This window comes from Termitidicoccus mucosus (assembly GCF_038725785.1).
Classification (GTDB): domain Bacteria; phylum Verrucomicrobiota; class Verrucomicrobiia; order Opitutales; family Opitutaceae; genus Termitidicoccus; species Termitidicoccus mucosus.
Genome location: NZ_CP109796.1, coordinates 7,456,403 through 7,475,584, shown reverse-complemented (window position 1 = coordinate 7,475,584; position 19,182 = coordinate 7,456,403). Strand labels below are relative to the sequence as shown.

14 protein-coding genes and 1 tRNA gene are annotated in these 19,182 nt (G+C 63.0%); 7 read left to right on the top strand and 8 right to left on the bottom strand.

The features are described 5' to 3' along the window. The first annotated feature begins 189 nt into the window (after positions 1-189). The 3 genes from dnaG (at position 190) to OH491_RS26170 (ending at position 4,455) form a co-directional block, all read left to right on the top strand. Positions 190-2,136: a DNA primase gene (gene dnaG, locus OH491_RS26180; RefSeq protein WP_068768326.1), complete on the top strand. Its 1,947-nt coding sequence runs from the start codon at positions 190-192 to the stop codon at positions 2,134-2,136. 25 nt (positions 2,137-2,161) lie between these two features. Then, the gene (rpoD, locus tag OH491_RS26175) at positions 2,162-3,982 is read left to right on the top strand and encodes an RNA polymerase sigma factor RpoD (RefSeq protein ID WP_068768327.1); all 1,821 of its coding nucleotides are present in this window, start codon (positions 2,162-2,164) and stop codon (positions 3,980-3,982) included. 227 nt (positions 3,983-4,209) lie between these two features. Then, a complete protein-coding gene (locus OH491_RS26170) occupies positions 4,210-4,455 on the top strand; it encodes a Sec-independent protein translocase subunit TatA/TatB (protein ID WP_068768328.1) in 246 nt (81 codons plus the stop codon). A 161-nt stretch (positions 4,456-4,616) separates the two neighbouring features. Here OH491_RS26170 and OH491_RS26165 read toward each other — a convergent pair whose 3' ends face one another. Both OH491_RS26165 and OH491_RS26160 read right to left on the bottom strand, forming a co-directional pair. Then, the gene (locus tag OH491_RS26165; RefSeq protein WP_068768329.1) at positions 4,617-6,968 is read right to left on the bottom strand and encodes a cation:proton antiporter; all 2,352 of its coding nucleotides are present in this window, start codon (positions 6,966-6,968) and stop codon (positions 4,617-4,619) included. 24 nt (positions 6,969-6,992) lie between these two features. After that, on the bottom strand, positions 6,993-9,329 hold the full coding sequence (locus tag OH491_RS26160) for a cation:proton antiporter (RefSeq protein WP_342750763.1): 2,337 nt from the start codon (positions 9,327-9,329) through the stop codon (positions 6,993-6,995). Positions 9,330-9,683: 354 nt separating this feature from the next. Between OH491_RS26160 and OH491_RS26155 the strand changes: the two genes are divergently transcribed. Continuing rightward, positions 9,684-10,700, top strand: a complete 1,017-nt coding sequence (locus OH491_RS26155; RefSeq protein WP_068768331.1) for a rod shape-determining protein — start codon at positions 9,684-9,686, stop codon at positions 10,698-10,700. Positions 10,701-10,903: 203 nt separating this feature from the next. Here the strand turns inward: OH491_RS26155 and OH491_RS26150 are convergent, their stop codons facing one another. Continuing rightward, positions 10,904-13,207: a DNA polymerase domain-containing protein gene (locus tag OH491_RS26150; protein WP_068768332.1), complete on the bottom strand. Its 2,304-nt coding sequence runs from the start codon at positions 13,205-13,207 to the stop codon at positions 10,904-10,906. A 133-nt stretch (positions 13,208-13,340) separates the two neighbouring features. On the opposite strand from OH491_RS26150, the gene OH491_RS26145 reads away from it, so the two are divergent. Further along, on the top strand, positions 13,341-13,538 hold the full coding sequence (locus tag OH491_RS26145; protein WP_068768333.1) for a hypothetical protein: 198 nt from the start codon (positions 13,341-13,343) through the stop codon (positions 13,536-13,538). A gap of 20 nt (positions 13,539-13,558) precedes the next feature. On the opposite strand, the gene OH491_RS26140 is transcribed toward OH491_RS26145, so the two are convergent. Further along, positions 13,559-14,527 (bottom strand): site-specific tyrosine recombinase, encoded by a 969-nt coding sequence (locus tag OH491_RS26140; RefSeq protein ID WP_084441753.1) that lies wholly within the window; start codon positions 14,525-14,527, stop codon positions 13,559-13,561. A gap of 152 nt (positions 14,528-14,679) precedes the next feature. Further along, positions 14,680-14,940, bottom strand: coding sequence for a translation initiation factor IF-1 (infA, locus tag OH491_RS26135; RefSeq protein ID WP_068768334.1), 261 nt, complete (start codon positions 14,938-14,940; stop codon positions 14,680-14,682). Positions 14,941-15,157: 217 nt separating this feature from the next. Between infA and OH491_RS26130 the strand changes: the two genes are divergently transcribed. Continuing rightward, the gene (locus OH491_RS26130) at positions 15,158-15,679 is read left to right on the top strand and encodes a nucleoside deaminase (RefSeq protein WP_334318953.1); all 522 of its coding nucleotides are present in this window, start codon (positions 15,158-15,160) and stop codon (positions 15,677-15,679) included. Positions 15,680-15,911: 232 nt separating this feature from the next. On the opposite strand, the gene OH491_RS26125 is transcribed toward OH491_RS26130, so the two are convergent. Both OH491_RS26125 and OH491_RS26120 read right to left on the bottom strand, forming a co-directional pair. Continuing rightward, positions 15,912-16,322, bottom strand: coding sequence for an OsmC family protein (locus OH491_RS26125; RefSeq protein WP_068768336.1), 411 nt, complete (start codon positions 16,320-16,322; stop codon positions 15,912-15,914). A 29-nt stretch (positions 16,323-16,351) separates the two neighbouring features. Beyond that, positions 16,352-16,428, bottom strand: a tRNA-Arg gene (locus OH491_RS26120). A gap of 148 nt (positions 16,429-16,576) precedes the next feature. Between OH491_RS26120 and OH491_RS26115 the strand changes: the two genes are divergently transcribed. Beyond that, entirely contained in the window at positions 16,577-18,304 is a 1,728-nt protein-coding gene (locus tag OH491_RS26115) for a sulfatase family protein (RefSeq protein WP_084442020.1), read from the top strand. Here OH491_RS26115 and OH491_RS26110 read toward each other — a convergent pair. Continuing rightward, positions 18,301-19,073 (bottom strand): IS5 family transposase gene (locus OH491_RS26110; protein ID WP_145928461.1). Its coding sequence is split into 2 segments (ribosomal slippage): positions 18,301-18,758 and positions 18,758-19,073, totalling 774 coding nucleotides; the frame shifts between segments, so codons are not numbered across the junction. The two genes, OH491_RS26115 and OH491_RS26110, sit on opposite strands and share 4 nt — an antisense overlap. Positions 19,074-19,182 lie beyond the last annotated feature (109 nt).

The following is a 19,182-nucleotide window of genomic DNA, read 5'->3' as shown; positions in this document are numbered from 1 at the left end:
AAAGATAAAGCGGAAAGAGAAAGAAATTTTGCAGACGGATGACATCCCTTTGAATCGCATCCTGAACGCATTCCCAAGCGCGCAGTTACTTGACAGACCATCCGCGCGGTTAAAAGTGCAAACTTATCCATCGTCGTCCCGTAACTTCCACGTCCGCCAGCCGTCTTACAACGCCCGTCTTTTTCCGCCATGTCCGCCATCAAACCCACTTGCATCCGCGATCTGAAGTTTCGCGTGAATGTCGTGGACGTGGTTTCGCGTGTCGTGACGCTGCGCAAGGCCGGCGGACGCTTCAAGGGACTCTGCCCGTTTCACCAGGAGAAAACGCCCTCGTTCCACGTCGATCCCGACAAGGGCTTTTATAAATGCTTCGGCTGCGGCAAGGCGGGCGACATCATCACGTTCGTGCGCGAGACCGAGCAGCTCACGTTCACCGAGGCGGTCGAGACGCTCGGCAAGCGTTTTGCCGTGCCCATCGAATACGAGGAAGGCTCCGGCCCGTCGCGCGAGGAGCGTTCGCTGCGGCAGGAATTGTTTGATTTGCATGACGCGGCGACGGACCATTTTCACCAGATTTTCAAGGCCCGCGAAGCGGCCGGCGACTTCATGCGCGGCTACTGGACGGACTCCCGGCGTTTCTCCATGGAACTGGCCGAGGAATTCAAGATCGGCGCGGTCGGAAGCGACGGCGGCGGGCTCGCGGGCGCGTTGCTGAAAAAGAAGTTTTCCGAGGAGGCGCTGCGCCGCTGCGGGCTGTTTTTCATCTACGACGACCAGATGATCACGCTCGGCGCGCTGCGCCCCCGTTTTCGCGGACGGCTGATGATTCCCATCCGCGACCACCAGGGGCGAGTGGTGGCGTTCACCGCGCGCCAGACCGGACTCACGCCCGAGGACGACCCGGCGCGCGAGGCCAAATACGTCAACTCGCCCGAGACGCCCGTCTTCACGAAAGGCAACGTCCTCTTCAACCTCGACCACGCCCGCACCGCCGTCGGCGAAGGCCGCCCGTTCGTGCTCGTGGAGGGCCAGCTCGACGCGATGCGTTGCTGGAACGTCGGCCTGAAAACCGCCGTCGCGCCGCAAGGCACCGCCATCACTGACAACCAGCTCGCGCTGCTCCGCCGCTACCATCCGCAAGTCGAATGCCTGTTCGACGGCGACAGCGCGGGGCAGAAGGCCGCGCTGCGTTTTCTGCCACTCGCGCTCAAGACCGGGCTGGAGGTGCAATTCCTCGCCCTCGCCGGCGACGTGAAAGTTGACCCGGACGACCTGTTCCGCGAGCGCGGCATCGCCGCTTATGACGAACTCCGCCGACACGCGCTCAGTGCGATGGCCTTCGCCTGCCGCAGCATTCTGGCCGCCCCCGAGGATGCATCCGCCGAGCAAAAATCCCGGGCATGCCAGGCGCTCTTTGAGATCATTTCCGCCACCGGCTCGGAAGTCACGCGGGCGGAGTTTCTGTCCGAAATCGCCACCCGCCTGCGCCTGCCGCTCCCGGCCGTGCAACGCGATTTCGACGCCTTCCGCCGCCATGGCCAGGCCCGCGCGCAAAGCGTCGCCGCCGCCCAAGCCCGCGCCCATGCGGATGGCGGGGAACCCCAGTCGTCAGCCGACTCGGAACACGGCGCGGGTTTCGAGTCCGCGTCAGGAGGCGCGCCCGGCCTCGCGGCCCGGCGTCTGGTCGACCTCGCCGACACGCCCGAATACCACCTGCTGTTGCTTTGCCTGCATTTCGAGGAATTCGGCAAATCCATCGCGCATACGCTTCCCCATGAATGGATTGACACCTCGCACCTGGCCGGGATGCTGCTCAATCGCTTCCTGAACGAATTCGAGCACGACGCCTGGCCCGGCCGCGAGCACCTCGACACGCTCATCGAGGATGAGCAGGAAAAAACCCTCCTCGCCTCCCTCCTCTTCGACCGCCCGCCCATCGAGGAACCCGCCCGCGTCATCAACCAAGCCCTCACCCAAATCCGCGCCCGTGTTCTGGAGCCCGAACTTCGTCAAATAGAACTTGCTCTGGCCAGTCACAATGCGGACAGTAGGGTTGACGCAATTTCTCTCATAAAACGACGTACTGAACTTCAAAGGCAACTGCGGGCTCCGTTCGGATTACCCGCCGTCGCCTGATTTATTTTTCTCCGAAACCAACACCATGTCGCGCAAAGCCAAGCCCGCCAAAACCTCCGAACACTCCGACGCCGTCGAGGAAGCCATCGAGCAAGCCGAGTCCACCGTCGGCTCCTCGTCCGCCGACCTCGGCGCCACCGGCATCAACGAAAAAATCCGGCATCTCATCCGCCTTTCCAAGGAGCAGGGCTATCTCACGTTTGACGACATCAACGAGGCCCTCCCCGACTCCGTCGAAAACCAGGAGGAAATCGACAACGTCCTCTCCATTCTCAACAACCTCGAAATCGAAATCCTCGAGCCCGACCAGGTCGAGGATTACAAGCAGCGCCTCGAGGAAGCCGAGGAGGAGGAATCGCGCTCCTCCCAGCACGACATCCTCGACGACCCCGTCCGCATGTATCTCAAGCAGATGGGCCAGGTCGCGCTCCTCACCCGCGAGCAGGAGGTCGAGATTTCCAAGCGCATCGAAACCGCCGAATTGAAGGCGCAGGAGGTGCTTTTCGAGGCCGCCATCATCGGCCATTACATCGCCGACCTCGGCGCGAAACTCCTCACCCGCGAGGAGCGCTTCGACCGCATCGTCATCGACAAGAAAATCGAGAGCCGCGACACGTATTTCAAAAACCTGCCCAAGCTCGTCGAGACCACGCAGAAAAACGAGACCTCCGTCGCCGACTCCTGGGCCGAACTGCTCAAGGCCAAGGGCGAGGACGAAAGGAAAAAAATCGCCGCCAAGCACAAGAAGCGCGAAAACACGCTCCGCTCCAACTTCGGCAAATTCTTCTTCAAGCTGAAGGTTTACGAGGAATACCTTGAGTCGAAAAAAGAAACGCTGGCCGAAATCGAAAAATTCTTTTCCCAGCTCGACCGCGCCAAGCATCCCAAGACCAAAAAGGATGCCGCCATCGACACCAAGGCCATCAACCAGCGGCTCAAGCAGATCGAGCAGGAATTCCGCGTCGAACCCGCCGGCCTGCTCGACATCGTCAAGCGCGCCAACGTCCACATCCGCGAGGCCCACAAGGCCAAGACCGAGATGGTCGAGGCCAACCTCCGCCTCGTCATTTCCATCGCCAAGAAATACACCAACCGCGGACTCTCCTTCCTCGACCTCATCCAGGAGGGCAACATGGGCCTCATGAAGGCGGTCGAGAAATTCGAATACCGCCGCGGCTACAAATTCTCCACCTACGCCACGTGGTGGATTCGCCAGGCCATCACCCGCTCCATCGCCGATCAGGCCCGCACCATCCGCATCCCGGTGCACATGATCGAGACCCTCAACAAGGTCATGCAGGTGCAGAAACAACTCCTCCAGGAATACGGCCACGAGCCCACCCCTGATGAAGTGGCCGACGAGATGGGTCTGCCCGTCGAACGCGTGCAGCAGATCATGAAGATGGCCCAGCAGCCCATCTCGCTGCAAAGCCCCGTCGGCGACGGCGACGACACCAGCTTCGGCGATTTCATCGAGGACAAGTCCGCGGAAAACCCCTACGACATGACCGCCTACTCGCTCCTCCGCGAAAAAATCATCGACGTGCTCGACTCGCTCACCGACCGCGAACGCCGCGTGCTCTCGCTGCGCTTCGGCCTCATCGACGGCTACAGTCGCACGCTCGAGGAAGTCGGCAAGCAGTTCAAGGTCACCCGCGAGCGCATCCGCCAGATCGAGGCCAAGGCGCTCCGCAAGATGCGCCACCCGACGCGCATCCGCCAGCTCCACGGTTTCTTCGACGCGGAGCAGATCGACAACGCGCAAAACCTCCTCCAGCAGGTGGCCAGCGCGAAAAAGGCCGGCGAATCCATCGTCCCGCCGCACATGCAAAACAAACAACCGTAAATTCCCCCGCCGCACTATCTTTCTCTTTATTCTTTCTCTTTCCTCTTTATCTTTTTCCGCACGTGCATCGCAATGCCCGGCAACGGGAGGGATGAAAGAGAAACAGAAAGAAGAAAGAGAAAGAATAAAACCGGCAGATGGCCGACCTTGAATCGCCTCTCCGTTCCGCACGCCTTCCCTATTGACCCTTTACTCCCGTCCCTCAACCCGTTCAATCTCCCGTCACCATGAATAACATCCACCTGCCAGTCGCGTTTGGCTTGGGTTCCACCGAACTGATCGTCATCTTTCTGGTCATCCTTCTGCTCTTTGGCGGAGCCAAGCTCCCCAGTCTCGCCCGCGGCCTCGGCCAGTCCATCCGCGAGTTCAAGAAAGCCTCCAGCGAGGAGGACAAGGACGAGGATGCAAAGGAAAAGACAGCCGCGAAAAAAGAATCCGCCGCCGCCAAGTCCGACGAAAACAAAAACACCTGAGCGTGTTTCGCGCGCGCGAAGCGCCCGTCTCATTGCCGTCAAGCGCGCCCGGGAGGGCGCGCTTTTTTGCAAGCCCGGCGCGAACGGTCTGCATCGCGAGCATCACACGCGGTGTTTTTGGACAGCCTCCATTTTTTCATCCCCGGACCGGAAGATCGGGATCATACCGCCTGCGGCTCGGGATCAGGCTCCGCTTCTTCGCTTTTGCCGCTTTCGCCTACCGCCCATTGCCGGAAGACGCGCAACTCCACCAGGGAGCCCACGAGCAGCAAGCCGTCGCCGGGTTGCAGGGTCTCGGTGCTGGAGGGATTGATGATGCGCTCATCGCCCCGCTGGATGCCGGCGATGCGCACGCCCGTTTTGCGCGCGACCTGAAGCTCCGCCAGTGTCTGCCCGGTGCGCGGGCTCTGCGCCGGCATGGTGAAGGTTTCCAGCACCGCGCCGCCAAACTCGTCCTCGTCATCCGCCGGGTTCGCCGCCGGTGCTCCGCCGGCGGAGAGAAAGCCTATCGCCGCCGCGAGCTGCGCCTCGCGCCCGATCAGCAGCAGCTTGTCCCCTAGATACAACCGCACGCTCGCGCCCGTCATCGCGACCACGCGCTCGTTGCGCTCTATTTCCAGGATCGAGCAGCCGAAACGCGCCGGAATCGCCAGCTCCGTGAGACTTTTGCCCGCGTAGTGCGCGCCGTCGGGAACAATGCATTCCTCAAGCTCCAGTTGCCACGTCTCCAGATTCTGCCCCATCGCCGCGCGCGCCTCGGCGCGGACCTGCGACAACTCGCGCGAGTCCTCGGCCAGCACCTCCTGCAACGACGATTCCCACGTGCTGTGCCAGTAGATGAGCTTGTTCGAGAAAAACACGATCACGAACAAGGTGCCCGCCGCCATGATGCCCCAGCCCCAGCCGGGCAGCGACTGGATCGGCAGGATCGCATAAAACCAATACGCCAGCCCGATCAACGCGATGGCTCTCAGCGCCGTCTGGATGACCCTTGCCGGCACGCGCGAACCCGCGCCGCCCAGGTGCTCCGAGAGGATGAGCGCCATCGCCGAGATATTGCGCCACACCGCCACCGTCGGGATGAGCACGACGGCCGCCAGCAGCGACCAGAAAACATAATCCAGCGCCTGCTTCGACAACCACGTGCCCACCACGGATTCCTCCAGCACCCCCAGGATGCGGCCTGAAAAAATCAGCATCCCCGAGATGAACAGCATCTCGATTGCCACCCGGGAGAGCGGGCCGCGCAAATACCGCCACGCCGGCGTCGGCGACGGACGCGACTGGATCTGCTGGAGCCAGCCATGATACGCGTTGATGGCGCGCTTCACCGGCTTCGGCTCGATCCAGTCCACGAAACGCAGGATCGGCTCGGCATAGCGGTTGAGAATCGGAGTGGCCAGCACCGTGAGAATCGAAAGCCCCACGGCCAGCGGATAAAACTCCACCGGCAGGATCGCCGCCGTGATGCCCGCCTGCGCGATGATGAACGTGAACTCGCCCAGCGGCGTGAGCAGCAGCCCGCCGCGCCGCGCCTGCCGCGGCGGCACGCCCACCAGCATCAGCGCAAATCCGCATGCGATCGGGCGCACCAGCAGCGAAAACGAGCCGAGCAGCAGCACTTGCAGCCACACCGACTCGAGCATCTTCATGTCGATGATCATGCCGATGGACACGAAGAACACGCTGCTGAACATGTAGCGGATGCCCGCGAAGTTTTTTTCCACCGCGATCTTTTGTTTTATCTCCGCCACCACCGCCCCGAACAAAAACGCCCCCAGCGTCAGCGAGTAGCCCGCCTTCACGGTGAAAAACGCCAGCACCAGCAGCAGGCCCACCACCATGATGGTTTGCAATTCCGGGTCCCCCTTCGCCTCCAGCCTGCGCAGCAGCCGCGGCATCAGCAGCAGCCCCGCCACCAGCAGCAGCGCCACAAACGCGCCCAGCATCGCCAGCACCACGCCCAGGCCGTTGCCGCTGCTCGCGTGGGTCTGCGCGCCCAGCGCGGTGATCATGAGCACCGCCACCACGTCCTCCACGATCGTGATGGCCAGCGCCATCTGCGCCGTGCGGTCGTGGTTGAGTTTCAACTCGCTCATGATTTTCGAAATCACCGCCGAGCTGGACACCATGAACATCGCCGCGACGAACAGGCTTTGCATCGTCGTCCACTCGAGCGCGTAGCCGAGCAACAGCGTGAAATTGAGCATGAAAAACGCCCCCAGCGCCGTCGCGCCCAAGGTTGCCAGCCCCATTTTTGCCAGCCGCGAAATGCTCAGCTCCAGCCCGATCGCAAACATCACGAACACCAGCCCCACCTCGGAAAGCGCCTTGATGCGCTCCTCCTCCGCGATCAACGAAAACGGCGGCGAGTGCGGCCCGATCACGATGCCCGCGATCAGGTAGCCCACGATCACCGATAGGCCGAGCCGTTTGCAGATGATTCCGGCCACGCCTGCCGCGACCAGCAGCGTGCCCAGATCCTTGATGAGTGTGATGCCTTCGCTGTCCATAGGATGCCGTTTCCTTGCGATTTGTTAATGTTTGCCGGAGGAGTCGTCGTCCGCGCCGGGCGGAACATTTTTCCCCGGCGCCTCCGTTTCCTCAAGCCAGTGTCTGAAACTTGCAATTTCATTCGACGCGCCGATCACGAGCAATTCGTCGCCGGAATGCAACGACGCCCTGCCCCCGGGGTTCAACAGCCTCATGCCCGCCCGGCGGATGCCGACGATCTGCACATGATAGCTTTGCGCCGGTGAAAGCTCGTGCAGCGTCCGCCCGTCCACGCTGCTCTCCGCCGGCACCGTGAGCATCTCCATGCGCACGGCGTCCATTTCCCCCCTCGACGCGCCGCCCGACACTTTCATGAGGAACTGGCGGCTCTTCTCCAGTTGTTGTTTCGGTCCGATGAGAAGCACCTTGTCGAGCGGGAACAGCGCCACGTCCGATTTCGGGCGCGAGATCGCGCACCCCTGCCGCTCGATTCCCACCACCACGCAGCCGAACTTCATCCGCAAATCCAGCTCCGCGATGCTCTTCCCCTGGCAGTCGGCGAGATCCGGCAGCGTGCAGCTCACCATGTGCAAATCCCACTCCCCATGATCGACCAGCCACGGCGCCACCGTCTCCAGCCGGGCCGAGCCGCCCTGCACCGCCGATTGCAACCCCGCTTCCATTTCGCTGTGCCAGCGCACCAGCTTGCGGCGCAGCAGCACGATCGCCAGCAGTCCCGGCACCATGCTGCCCAGCATCACCCACCGCGCCGCCGGCCCCACGGGCAGCAACGTCGAAAGCCACACATACATCGCGATCCCGGCGGCCACCTTGAACACCATCTCCACCACCGGACTCAAGCGCGCCGCGCGCGGCGCGCCCTTCACCGCCGCCTGCGCGTAGAGCAGGCACAACGCCGACACATTGCGCCACAGCGCCACCAGCGGCCCGATCACGACCACGATCATCGCCAGCCAGAACAGCATCGTCGAGGCATGCGGGAACAGCCAGTCCTTGTCCATCCACTGCTCCACGAACTGGCGCAACGGTTCCGAAAACAGCAGCAGCCCGCTCACCAGCAGCACCTGCACCAGCACTTGCACGATGCGCCTCTTGCTCACCTGCCACAACGCGCTCTTCCGCTCCTGCGCCTTGAGCGCCTCGATGCGCGCGTAATAATAGTCCTGCCACGCCAGCAGCCAGCGCGGACACCACCGGAGTATCGCGTTGCTCACCTGCGCCGCATTCCGCGTCAGCCACGGCGCCACCAGCGTCGTCACCAGCGACACCCCTACGATCATCGGATAAAACCGCTCCGGCAATATCTTCGCCGTTATGCCCATCTGCGCGATCACAAACGAAAACTCGCCCAGCGGCGTCAGCATCAGCCCCGTCCGCAACGCCTCCCCGAACTTCTCCCCCGTCACCGCCAGCGCCGCGGCCGCGGCCGCCACGCGCGCCACGATCGTCACCGCCGCCACCGCCAAAATCAACCACCACGCATCCGCCACCAGCCGCATGTCGATCAACAACCCGATGGCCACGAAAAACACCGCCGTGAACACATCCCGCATCCCCTCCATCGTCCGCTCCACCCGCGTGCGATACGGCGTCTCCGACACGATCATGCCCAGCAAAAACGCCCCCATCGCCAGCGAATACCCCGAGTGAAATGCCACCACCGCCAGACCGAACAGCATCCCCGTCACCGCCAGCGTCTGCAACTCCTCGCTCGCCGATATGCTCAGCTTCCGCAACAACCACGGCACGAACAGCAACCCGCCCGCCCCCGCCAGCGCCACAAACGCCCCCAGTTTCCCCAGCGCTCCTCCCACCTGCGCGCCCGACATCGCCCCCATGCTCACCATCGACCCCAGCAACGTCAGCATCACCACCGCCACCACGTCCTCCAGCACCGTTATGCTCATCGCCGTCTGCGCCGCCCGCTCGTGGCCGATTCCCGCCTCCTGCAACACCTTGCTGATGATCGCCGAGGACGACACCATCAACATCGTCGCCAGAAACACCCCCTCCATCGGGGAAAAGCCGATCATGGCCGACGCCAGCCGCGTCACATAATAAACCGCCGCCGCCGCCACGAACACCGCCAGCAGCAACGACACCCCGAACTTCCTCATCCTCCGGATGCTCAGGCGGAGCCCGATGCCAAACATCAAGAACACGAGCCCCATCTGCCCAAGTGTCTCGATATGCGCGATATCGTAAACCAGGCCGCCCGGCGGCGTATAAGGTCCCAGGACGATCCCCGCAGCCAGGTAGCCCACAATCACCGACAACCCGATGCGCTGGCAAATCCAGCCCGCGATCACCGCGGACAACAGAATCAAAGCCAGATTTTGGATAAATTGAACATCCTCCATGACAACCATCACAACAACTCCCCAAACGCCGGTAACGTCAAGCCACCTTCCGCCCCCTGAATCGTTCTCGTTCTCTTACTCGTTCCCGTTCTCGAAATATCCCGGAAAAGAGAACGGGAAGTGTGATGCTACCGTCCGGAATCTTTCCTCTTTATTCTTTATCTTTCTCTTTCGTCAGGAACGAGCAGGGAGAAAGAGGAAAGATAAAGAATAAAGAGGAAATGACGGCACTCCGGACCGCATCCCCAAATCGACGGATACGCTTTTCCCCTTTGACAGTCTCAAAAAACACCGATTCTTTCCCCAAGTAAAACGCGCTGCACCCGCCACCTCTGCCGTTTATCACAAGCACCCATGGCCACGAATTTTCTCGGATATTTTTCCAACGACATAGGCATCGACCTCGGAACCGCCAACACCCTCGTCTATGTGAAGGACAAAGGCGTCGTGCTCCGCGAGCCCAGCGTGGTCGCCCTCGACGCCAACACCCGCAAAGTCCGCGCCGTCGGCGCCGAGGCCAAGCGCATGCTCGGCCGCACCCCCGGCAACATCATCGCCATCCGCCCCATGAAAGACGGCGTCATCGCCGACTTCGACGTCACCGAGGCGATGCTCCGCTATTTCATCAACAAGGTTCGCAACAACGCCTTTCGCGTCGCCCCGCGCGTCGTCATCGCCATCCCCTCCGGCATCACCGAGGTCGAGAAACGCGCGGTGAAGGACTCCGCCACCCACGCCGGCGCGCGCGACGTCATCACCATCCCCGAACCCATGGCCGCCGCCATCGGCGTGGGCCTGCCCATCGACGAGCCTGCGGCCAACATGATCGTGGACATCGGCGGCGGCACCACCGAGATCGCCATCATTTCCCTTTCCGGCATTGTGTTTTCGAAATCCGTCCGCGTCGCCGGCGACGAACTCGACACCGCCATCGTCAACTACATGAAACGCGCCTACAACCTCCTCATCGGCGAACGCACCGCGGAGGAAATCAAGATGCGCATCGGCTCCGCCTACCCGCTCGACGAGGAGCTGTCGATGGAAGTAAAAGGCCGCGACTCCGTGGCCGGCCTGCCGAAAACCATTCACATCACCTCGCAGGAGATTCGCGAGGCGCTGGCCGACACCATCGCCGCCGTCGTCGATGCCGTGCGCGCGACGCTTGAGCGCTGCCCGCCCGAGCTTTCCGCCGACCTTGTGGACCGCGGCTTCGTGATGGCGGGCGGCGGCTCGCTCATCCGCGGCATCGACCGCCTGCTCAGCGACAAGACCGGCCTGCCCGTGACCGTCGCCGAAGACCCGCTTTCCGCCGTCGCCAACGGCACCGGCGCGGTCCTCAACGACCTGAACTGGGTCATCCAAAACGTCTGAGGCGGCTGCCGGGGTATAGTGTTTTCATTTAACAGTGGCGTGGCAGCGCCGGTAGGGCGAGGCGTCCCCGCCGAGCCGCAGGCCAGCAACGGCTCGGCGGGGACGCCTCGCCCTACCACTTGAGCCAAGGTTGTAGAAAATACCATGATACCGGCGGACGAACGAATGCCTGTCTTTTTTCGGCCTTTCAGTCCTTCAGCCCTTCACCACAACTCCCCCTGCCCTCCGGCTTCCGTCGTCTTGGGCGGCGGACCGAAATCCACCGGCGGCAGCTTGTCCGTGCCGAGAAACGCGCCGTAACGCTCCACCCAGTCCGCAAGCTTTTTGGCATAATAAGCCGGGTCATACGGGGCCGCGTTTGCATCGAACAATTCCACCGGGCGCGCCCGCTGCCAGTCGTTGGTTTTGCCCTTTTCCTTCGCGGTGATGTAATAGCCCACCCGCTCGCCCATGCGCGGGCGGGGATTCATCTGCAACGCCGCCTCGGCCGAGGCGCGCCGCGGTTTGCCGCCGCCCGCGATGAAACGCTCGTAAGCCTCCGGATTCTGCCCGAGGATTTCCGATTTTGCCAGCTCCGCCACCGGCAGCGAACGCTCCGCCAGGCCGCGCTGGAACCGCTCCGCCAGCTCGATCGGCGACTCGGTTTCCGCCCCGAGCAGAAAACGAATCAGCCGGCCGTTGAGCTTTTTCAAAAACGGCTCGATGCCGCGCGAACGCAGCGCCGAACCGCGGATGATGATCTTTTTGCCGTCGCGCAGCGCGTAGTTTTTCGACTTGTAGCAAAACATCGCATCGTAGCTGCCGTCGTGCTCCAGCTCGATGCCCTCGGGCAGCACCTTCGCCACCTCGCGCAACAGCGCCTCGGGTTTCCCGAAATGGCTTTCCGAGGCCAGGTAAATCCCGTCGGTGTCGGCCTCCAGAATCTCGCACCCCTGCGCCGCGAAGGCGTCGATGAGCGCCTGCAACAGGTCGCGGCCGCGCTGCGTGACCTCCGCCGCCAGCGCCCCATCGCCGAAACGCGCGCCGGCAAAACCGAGGTAGCCGTAAAACGAATTGATGAGGATCTTGAACGTCGCCTGCCGCGCCTGATACTCGACGCGCAGCTCCTCGGTCGCGGCGGTGCGCGCGAGCTGCTTGTATTTCAGGCGGTATTCGCGCAGCCGTCGCAGCAGCGGGATGAACACGCCGAGCTTGTCGCCGCCGGGATTGCGCCCGATGAGCAGCAGCAGGCTCGGATAAAGCGACGCCACGTCGAAATGCAGCACGTTTTTGAACACGCCTTCCTTGAAGCTGCGCGTGTAGCCGCCCGCGAACGCCGCCACCTCGACCGGCGCGGGGCATGACTGCCGGGCATGATAATATTCCTCCAGAAACAGCAGGTCGATTTTCACCGTGGTGCCGCGCAGCGCCGCGTCCTGCAACAAAATCGGAAACGCGCGCGCCTGCTCGAAATACGTCGGCAGCAGCAGGTCCGCCACCCCCTTCGTCTCGCGCAGGTCGTCCGCGAGATAGGCGAGAAACGTCGCGCGATCATGCTCATAGGCCGCATGGATCTTGTCGCCGGCCAGATAAGTGCGGCCGCCGTTCTCCGCCGCATCCTCGTCGGTCACGCCGAAATAAACCGCCACGTCCTTGAGCCCGTAGCTCGTGAGCTCGCGCGTCGTGATGTCGTGCAGCTGCACGAGCAGATACGTGTCGATCACCGTGCGCCCCGGCAGGTCGCAGCGCGGAAAATCCACCCAGCGCTCGGCGGCCTTCAGGCGGCTGTTGCGAAACGACGCCCGCTGCCCGAAACGCCCCCAGGCGCACGGCACCTTCAGCCGCCGCGCGCGCTGCCGCAGGTAGTCGAGGTCGAACTTGAAAATGTTGTGCCCCTCGATCACGTCGGGGTCCTCCTCGCGGAGCGCGTCGTTGAGCCGTTCCAGCAGGCTTTTTTCCGCCTCGTCCGTCATCGTATCCAGAACGAGAATACGCTGGCGCGCCGCGCCGCCCCCCGCGCCGCCGCTGAATTGCAGCCCGATGGCCAGCACCCGGTCGCCCGGCCTCGCCGGGTCGCTGAACTCGCCCTCCACCGAGGACGCCGTCTCGATGTCGAGCTGGCAGCGGCGGAGCTGGTGAAACGCCATGTCCCCGAACAGCCGCCTCCTCCGTTGCAGCAAAAACTGGTTTTCCAGCGGACGCAGCACGTCCGTGCCGACGGACGCTTTTTTCGCCGCCGCCAGAAAATTCTCGTAAACGCCGCGGGCCGCCGCATGCGCGAGCCGCGTGAACACGCCCTCTCCGTTCAATGTCTCGATTTCCATGCCCGCCGCCGCGTCAAGCGCGTCGGAATCGCCCGCGGTGAGCCAGGCGAACGGACGAAACCCCTCCTCCACCCGCTCCTCGCGGCCCCCGTCGCCGCGCGCGACCGCAAGATGAGCGCGCCCGTCGCCGTCGATCCACACGCCGCAAAGCGCGGGCTCGGGCGCGGTCGTTGTTGTGTCCGGGGCTTTCGTCTCTGATGGCATGGGTACGGGCGTTTTCTCCGTCGGTCGAAGTAAGAGGCAGGAATCAGGATTTAAGAAGCCAGAAATGCAGGCGCCCGCAACCGCCCCGCACTTCGGGCTTCTTAATTCTTAATTTTTAATTTCCACTTAACCGATGAGCCCGCATACGCGCAAAAACATCCTCGTCGCCGCCCTGGTGCTGATCGCCATCGCGCTTTGTCTCGTGTTTCCGCGCATGCGCCTGTTCTCCCAGATTTTCATGCGCGAGTTTCGTTTTCTCTGGTGGCTTCTGCTCATTGCCGGCGTCGCGATTTATTTCTCGGTGATTCGCGGGCGCCGGAACAAACGGTGAGGAAACCGCCCCGTCCGCGCTCAGGCATCCTTGTTGCGCGGATGGAATCTGGCGTGCTGGGCGATGAGCCGTTTTTCCTCCACCGCCGTGTAGATCTGCGTCGTCGCCAGGTTCGCGTGCCCGAGCATCTCCTGGATGGCCCGCAAATCCGCGCCGCCGCCGAGCAGGTGCGTGGCAAACGAGTGGCGCAGCAGGTGCGGCTTCACGTTCTTTTCGATGCCGGCGCGCTTCGCGTATTTTTTGACCAGCACCCAGAGCATTTTCCGCGACAGCGCCCTGCCGTCGCCGCGCGGCCCTCCGCTCAGGAACAGCTCGCTGCCCGTCCGCCCGCTCTTCTCAAAATGCGGACGCCCCGCCTCCAGATAAATTCTCAGCGCGTCGAGCGCGCGGCGGCCCACCGGCACGATCCGCTCCTTCGAGCCCTTGCCGAACACGCGCAAAAACCCGTGCTGCAAGTCCACCTGCTGGAGCTCGAGTCCGGCCAGCTCCGACACGCGCAGCCCGCTCGAATAAAACAGCTCCAGGATCGCCCGGTCGCGCAGCGCCTGCGCGTCCCCGCCGGTCGCGGCCTCGATGATCCTCTCCACCTCCTCCGCCGTGAGCGTGCCCGGGATCTTGCGCGACAATTTCGGCGCCGACAGCAGCGCCGTGAAATCGTCCGCACGGAGCTGTTCGCGCACGAGGTGTTTCGCGAGGCCGCGCAGTGCCGTGAGTTTCCGCGCCATGCTCGCCTCGGAGTAGTTTTCGCCCGCGAGCGAATGCAGCCATACCGCCACGTCGCCGCCTTTCACCGCGCGCCAGTCGCGCGCGCCGCGCGCCGCGAGAAACCCGGCGCAGGCATCGAGGTCGTTCTGATAGCCGGCCTGGGTGTGCGGCGAGAGGCCGCGTTCGAGCTGGAGGAAGTGGATGAAGCCGTCAATGTCGCCCGCAAACGCGGAAGGCGCGCGGCTGTCCGCCAGTTTTGCCTGATCTTTTTTGGAGCGGGCCATTGTGGAAAAAAGAGCGCGCGGGCGCGCCACTCGCACATTGGACCAAACCCCTTGCGCCAGCCAATGACATTCCGGCGCGGACACGGTCTTTGCCCTGCGCCAGCCTGACTTGCGAAAACGCCAACGGCGTCAAAAAACGCCGCGTCCCTGCCTCAATACCGGCGACGCGGCGCCGGGTGTGTCATCGGGCGCTCATCGCGCACGCGGTAGGTGATTCGCGCCTTTTCAAGATCGTAGGGACTCATCTCCATCTTCACGCGGTCGCCGGCGGCGATCTTGATGAAGTTTTTTCTGAGCTTGCCCGAGATATGCGCGAGCACCGTGTGCCCGTTCGACAACTCGACCTTGAACATTGTGCCCGGAAGGACGGACACGATCTTGCCTTCGACTTCGATCGATTTTCCGTCAGACATACGAAGCGAGGCGCTGGGTGACCTCAATGGTTTGGTTCATGCTTGGTTTGGTGGTGAAATTGGCTGCCAAAAGGCCTTTGTAAGTGTTCGGCTCTCCAGCCAAGTCAAGGTTTTCCGCAGGGGCCCGCAATTCGGAGGGTAACTCGGGACAATGTCATCCGTCATAAATCATTCTCGTTATCCTTCCCATTCTTGTTTTCTCTTCCCGCCCATGGTCATGGATTCGCAGCCGAACCCGCCGCTCTGCCCATTCGAAAAACGTTTTCCGTCGCAACTTGTCCGTGACGACACGTTTTACATGAGTCTTGCCTACAATCAGGCCATCGACGCCTGGCGGGCGGACGAGGTGCCGATCGGCTGCGTGATCGAACTCGGCGGCGAGGTCATCGCCTCCGCCCACAACACGGTCGAAAGCGCGCGCGATCCCTCCGCCCATGCCGAGATGCTCGCCATCACGCAGGCCGCCGCGAGCATCGGCGACTGGCGGCTCGAAAACGCCACGCTCTACGTGACCAAGGAGCCCTGCCCGATGTGCTCGGGCGCGACGCTCATGGCGCGGCTCAAGCGCGTATGCTACGCGGTCCCCGATCCGAAAATGGGCTGTCTCGGCGGCGCGTCCAATCTCAACGATCTTCCGCGCGTCAACCACCACCTCGAGCTCACCGCCGGCGGCGTGCTTGAGGACGAATGCCGCGAACTGCTCCAGACGTTTTTCAAGCTGAAACGCGAACGCGAGTGACCCGCCCCTCGAGGCTCAGGCGTAGCGCAGGCATCCTGCCTGCCGTCAAAAAAAGGCGCGAAGCGTCGCTGACTTTTTTCTTTCTTTTCGAAAAAGATGCCGCGCTTCGCGCGATAAAATAACGACGGCAGGCAGGATGCCTGCGCTACACCTGATGCCCAGACCTTGGAGACATCACGCCAGACGACACTGTTTCCGGGGCGGCGCGTGCGTCTATCAGGCCCCCTTGAGGTCACTCCGCCCAGTGAAACACCACCGGCTTCTCGATGTCGGGATGAAGGCTCTGGTGCACCGGGCACGCCGCCGCGGCCTTTTCCAGCACGCCCTCGCGGAGCGCGTCCTTGCGAATCGGCAGCCAGAACTCGACCGCGATGCGCGCGATGCGGCGCGGCGCGTCCGCGGACATCTCTTTCGTTGCGCTGAACTTCGTTCCCTTCAGGTCCGCGCCATGCACGCTCGCGGCCTTTGCCATGATGGTGAGCATGCACGTCGCCAGCGCGGTGGCCGCGAGGTCGGTGGGCGAAAACGCCTCGCCCCGTCCGCCATTGTCGCGCGGGGCGTCGGTGACGAGCGTGTTGCCCGATTGTTCATGGGTGGCGGAGCAATGCAGACCGCCTTGGTATTCGCCGGTGATTTTGACCATGGGAAAAAGATGGAGGGTTTTAGAAAAACTGGCGCGGTGGGCGGGACTCGAACCCGCGACCGACGGTTTAGAAAACCGTTGCTCTATCCGGCTGAGCTACCACCGCATGGCACCTCCACATGAAGGCCAACACATCCGCCGCGCAAGAAAACTCCTCCTTGACCCGAAGCCGCGGCTTGCCTCGCCCGGCGGCTTCGCGGACAATGCAAGGCCTGATTTTCGCGGCGAAGCCTCGCCGTCGCCTCATCCCCGTCATGGAAACAGAATCCACTCATCGCCCTCCCCTCGCTTTTTTCCTGGCTGTTTTTTTATGCGGCCTGGCCCTTTGCCTGCAACGCGCCAGCGCGGCGGCACCCGCGACCGCCACCGCCCACGAACGTCCGCGCCGGCCCAATATTTTCTTTTTCTTCGCCGATGACTGGGGCCGCTATGCCAGCATTTATAATGACAACCCGGTCAACCGCGTCATCCGCACGCCCGGGTTCGACCGGGTGGGACGCGAGGGGGGGCGGTTCAACAACGCCCATGTCTGCTCCCCCTCCTGCACGCCGAGCCGCAGCGCGCTGTTTTCCGGGCAGTATTTTTATCGCACGGGCCGGGGCTCGATTCTGCGCCCGGCGGTGTGGGATTATTCGATTCCATCCTTCCCCTTGCTTCTCGAAAAATCCGGCTACCGCATCGGGCACACCTACAAGGCCTGGGGCCCCGGCACCCCGGCCAACGCCCCGTTCGGCGCCACGCGCACGCAGTTCACCGATGCCGGCAGCCGTTTCAACCGCTTCTCCCAAAACGTCACCCGGCTCGTCGCCGGAGGCGAGGATCGCGAGGCCGCCAAGGAAAAACTCTACAAGGAGTGCCTCGACAACTTCGAGGCGTTTCTCGCCGCGGGCCGCGCCAGCCCGGAGGAGGCGGCAAAGCCGTTTTGTTATTATTTCGGGCCCACCAACACGCACCGGACATGGGAGAAAGGCTCGGGCAAGGCGCTCTGGGGCCTCGACCCCGACGACCTGAAGGGGAAACTGCCGAAGTTCCTGCCCGACGTGCCCGAGGTGCGCGAGGACTTTTGCGACTATCTCGGCGAGGTGCTCGCGCTCGACGCCGTGCTCCAGCGGTTCCTGGCCAGGCTCGAGGCGGCGGGCGAGCTCGACAACACGATCATCGTCGTGAGCGGCGACCACGGCATCCCGGGTTTTCCCCGCGCCAAGTGCAATTTGTATAATATCGGCACGGAGGTCGCCCTGCTCGTGCGCTGGGGAAATCATATAAAACCCGGGCGCGCGGTGGACGATTTTATAAACCTGATGGACCTCGCCCCCACCTTTCTGGAAGCCGCCGGGGAAACACCGCCCGCGTGCATGACCGGCCGCAGCATTCTGCCTCTGTTGCGCTCCGGCAAGGACGGGCAGATCGATCCGCGCCGCGATTATGTCATCACGGGACGCGAGCGTCACTTCGACCGTGCCCGCGCCGATTACACGCCCTACCCGCAGCGCGCCATTCGCACGAAGGAGTTTTTGTATATACGCAATTTCAAACCCGAACGCCGGCCCATGGGCGATCCCTATGCATGGCACGCCGGCGCCCTGCCCGGAAATTTCGCGCAGCAAAGTGCCGACACCGGCCTTGCCTTTCCCGACATGGATGCGAGCCCGACCAAGACCTGGCTTCTGCTGCACGGCGCGGAACCGGAGTGGGCGCCCTACTGGGAATATGCGTTTGGCCGGCGGCCGGCGGAGGAGTTGTATGATTTGCGCAACGACCCCGATTACCTGATCAACGTCGCCGCCGACCCGGCCTACGCCGGACAGCGCCAGTCGCTCGCCGCGCGGTTGACGGGCGTGCTGACGGCGACCGGCGACCCGCGCGTGACCGGCGACGGCGAGACCTTTGAGAAACCGCCCTTTGCCGGGCCGGGAACGCTGGACGAAACCATGCGCGGGAAGCCGCGGGCAAAACAAAACCCCGCCGCCAACAGGCACTAGGACCTGTTAGCACTATTGAGGAGTAGCCAAGAGAGAGCGAAGGAGACGAAAGAGCGGAAGAGGACATCGAGCTTGTCGTAGCGGGTGAAGACGCGACGGAAGCCCTTGATGCGGCGGAAGAGGCGCTCGACGTGGTTGCGCTGGCGGTAAAGTGCCTGGTTGAGTTTCCAGGGTTTTCGACGCAACGGGTTGGGCGGGACGACAGGCTTGAAGCCGAGCAGGCAGGCCAAGCCGCGGGTTTCGTTGCCTTCGTAGGCCATGTCCATGGCCAGGGCGCATCCATGCCTCGGGCATCCCAACTCGCCAATCAGCTCGCGTCCCTCGGGTCCGTCGCCGTTCTGCCCGGGCGAGAGGCGGAAGCCGAGGGCATGGACATCATTCGCGGCAGCCAGATGAATCTTGGTGTTCCGGCCTCCTCGTGATTTGCCGATCGCCTGAGGCCCGTTTTTTTCTCCGCCCCGGTCCCATCGGGGTGGACCTTCACGCTGGTACTGTCCAGCGACACCACCTTCAGCTCCAGATGCACCAGCCCTTCCTTCTGCAGCCGCTCGAACACCCGGTCCCATACTCCGCTTTTGCTCCAGCGATTCATCCGCGTGTAGATCGTGTGCCAGTTCCCAAACCTCTCCGGCAATCTCCTCCATTTGCACCCGTTCTCCGCCACATACAGCACCCCGTTTAGAAAGCTCAGCACATCAATGCTCACATTGCCCCGCTCCACCGGCAGGCTGTCCTTGATTCTCTCCAGGTGTTCCTTCGTCAGTTCCATTCCTCTCCTCATACGCATAAATCACCGTCAAGTGCAATTAATGTTAACACGCCCTAGAGGCTGTTTAGCGTGATTACAAATCTGCGCGGCAGCGCGCGTGGCGCAGGGG

What these genes read in the sequence shown, in the direction of transcription:
- OH491_RS26125 (WP_068768336.1), bottom strand. Translation starts at nt 16,322, where the DNA reads ATGGTCAAAATCACCGGCGAATACCAAGGCGGTCTGCATTGCTCCGCC.
- OH491_RS26160 (WP_342750763.1), bottom strand. Translation starts at nt 9,329, where the DNA reads ATGGAGGATGTTCAATTTATCCAAAATCTGGCTTTGATTCTGTTGTCC.
- OH491_RS26170 (WP_068768328.1), top strand. Translation starts at nt 4,210, where the DNA reads ATGAATAACATCCACCTGCCAGTCGCGTTTGGCTTGGGTTCCACCGAA.
- OH491_RS26130 (WP_334318953.1), top strand. Translation starts at nt 15,158, where the DNA reads ATGGATTCGCAGCCGAACCCGCCGCTCTGCCCATTCGAAAAACGTTTT.
- OH491_RS26115 (WP_084442020.1), top strand. Translation starts at nt 16,577, where the DNA reads ATGGAAACAGAATCCACTCATCGCCCTCCCCTCGCTTTTTTCCTGGCT.
- OH491_RS26155 (WP_068768331.1), top strand. Translation starts at nt 9,684, where the DNA reads ATGGCCACGAATTTTCTCGGATATTTTTCCAACGACATAGGCATCGAC.
- OH491_RS26165 (WP_068768329.1), bottom strand. Translation starts at nt 6,968, where the DNA reads ATGGACAGCGAAGGCATCACACTCATCAAGGATCTGGGCACGCTGCTG.
- OH491_RS26150 (WP_068768332.1), bottom strand. Translation starts at nt 13,207, where the DNA reads ATGCCATCAGAGACGAAAGCCCCGGACACAACAACGACCGCGCCCGAG.
- dnaG (WP_068768326.1), top strand. Translation starts at nt 190, where the DNA reads ATGTCCGCCATCAAACCCACTTGCATCCGCGATCTGAAGTTTCGCGTG.
- rpoD (WP_068768327.1), top strand. Translation starts at nt 2,162, where the DNA reads ATGTCGCGCAAAGCCAAGCCCGCCAAAACCTCCGAACACTCCGACGCC.
- OH491_RS26140 (WP_084441753.1), bottom strand. Translation starts at nt 14,527, where the DNA reads ATGGCCCGCTCCAAAAAAGATCAGGCAAAACTGGCGGACAGCCGCGCG.
- OH491_RS26145 (WP_068768333.1), top strand. Translation starts at nt 13,341, where the DNA reads ATGAGCCCGCATACGCGCAAAAACATCCTCGTCGCCGCCCTGGTGCTG.
- infA (WP_068768334.1), bottom strand. Translation starts at nt 14,940, where the DNA reads ATGTCTGACGGAAAATCGATCGAAGTCGAAGGCAAGATCGTGTCCGTC.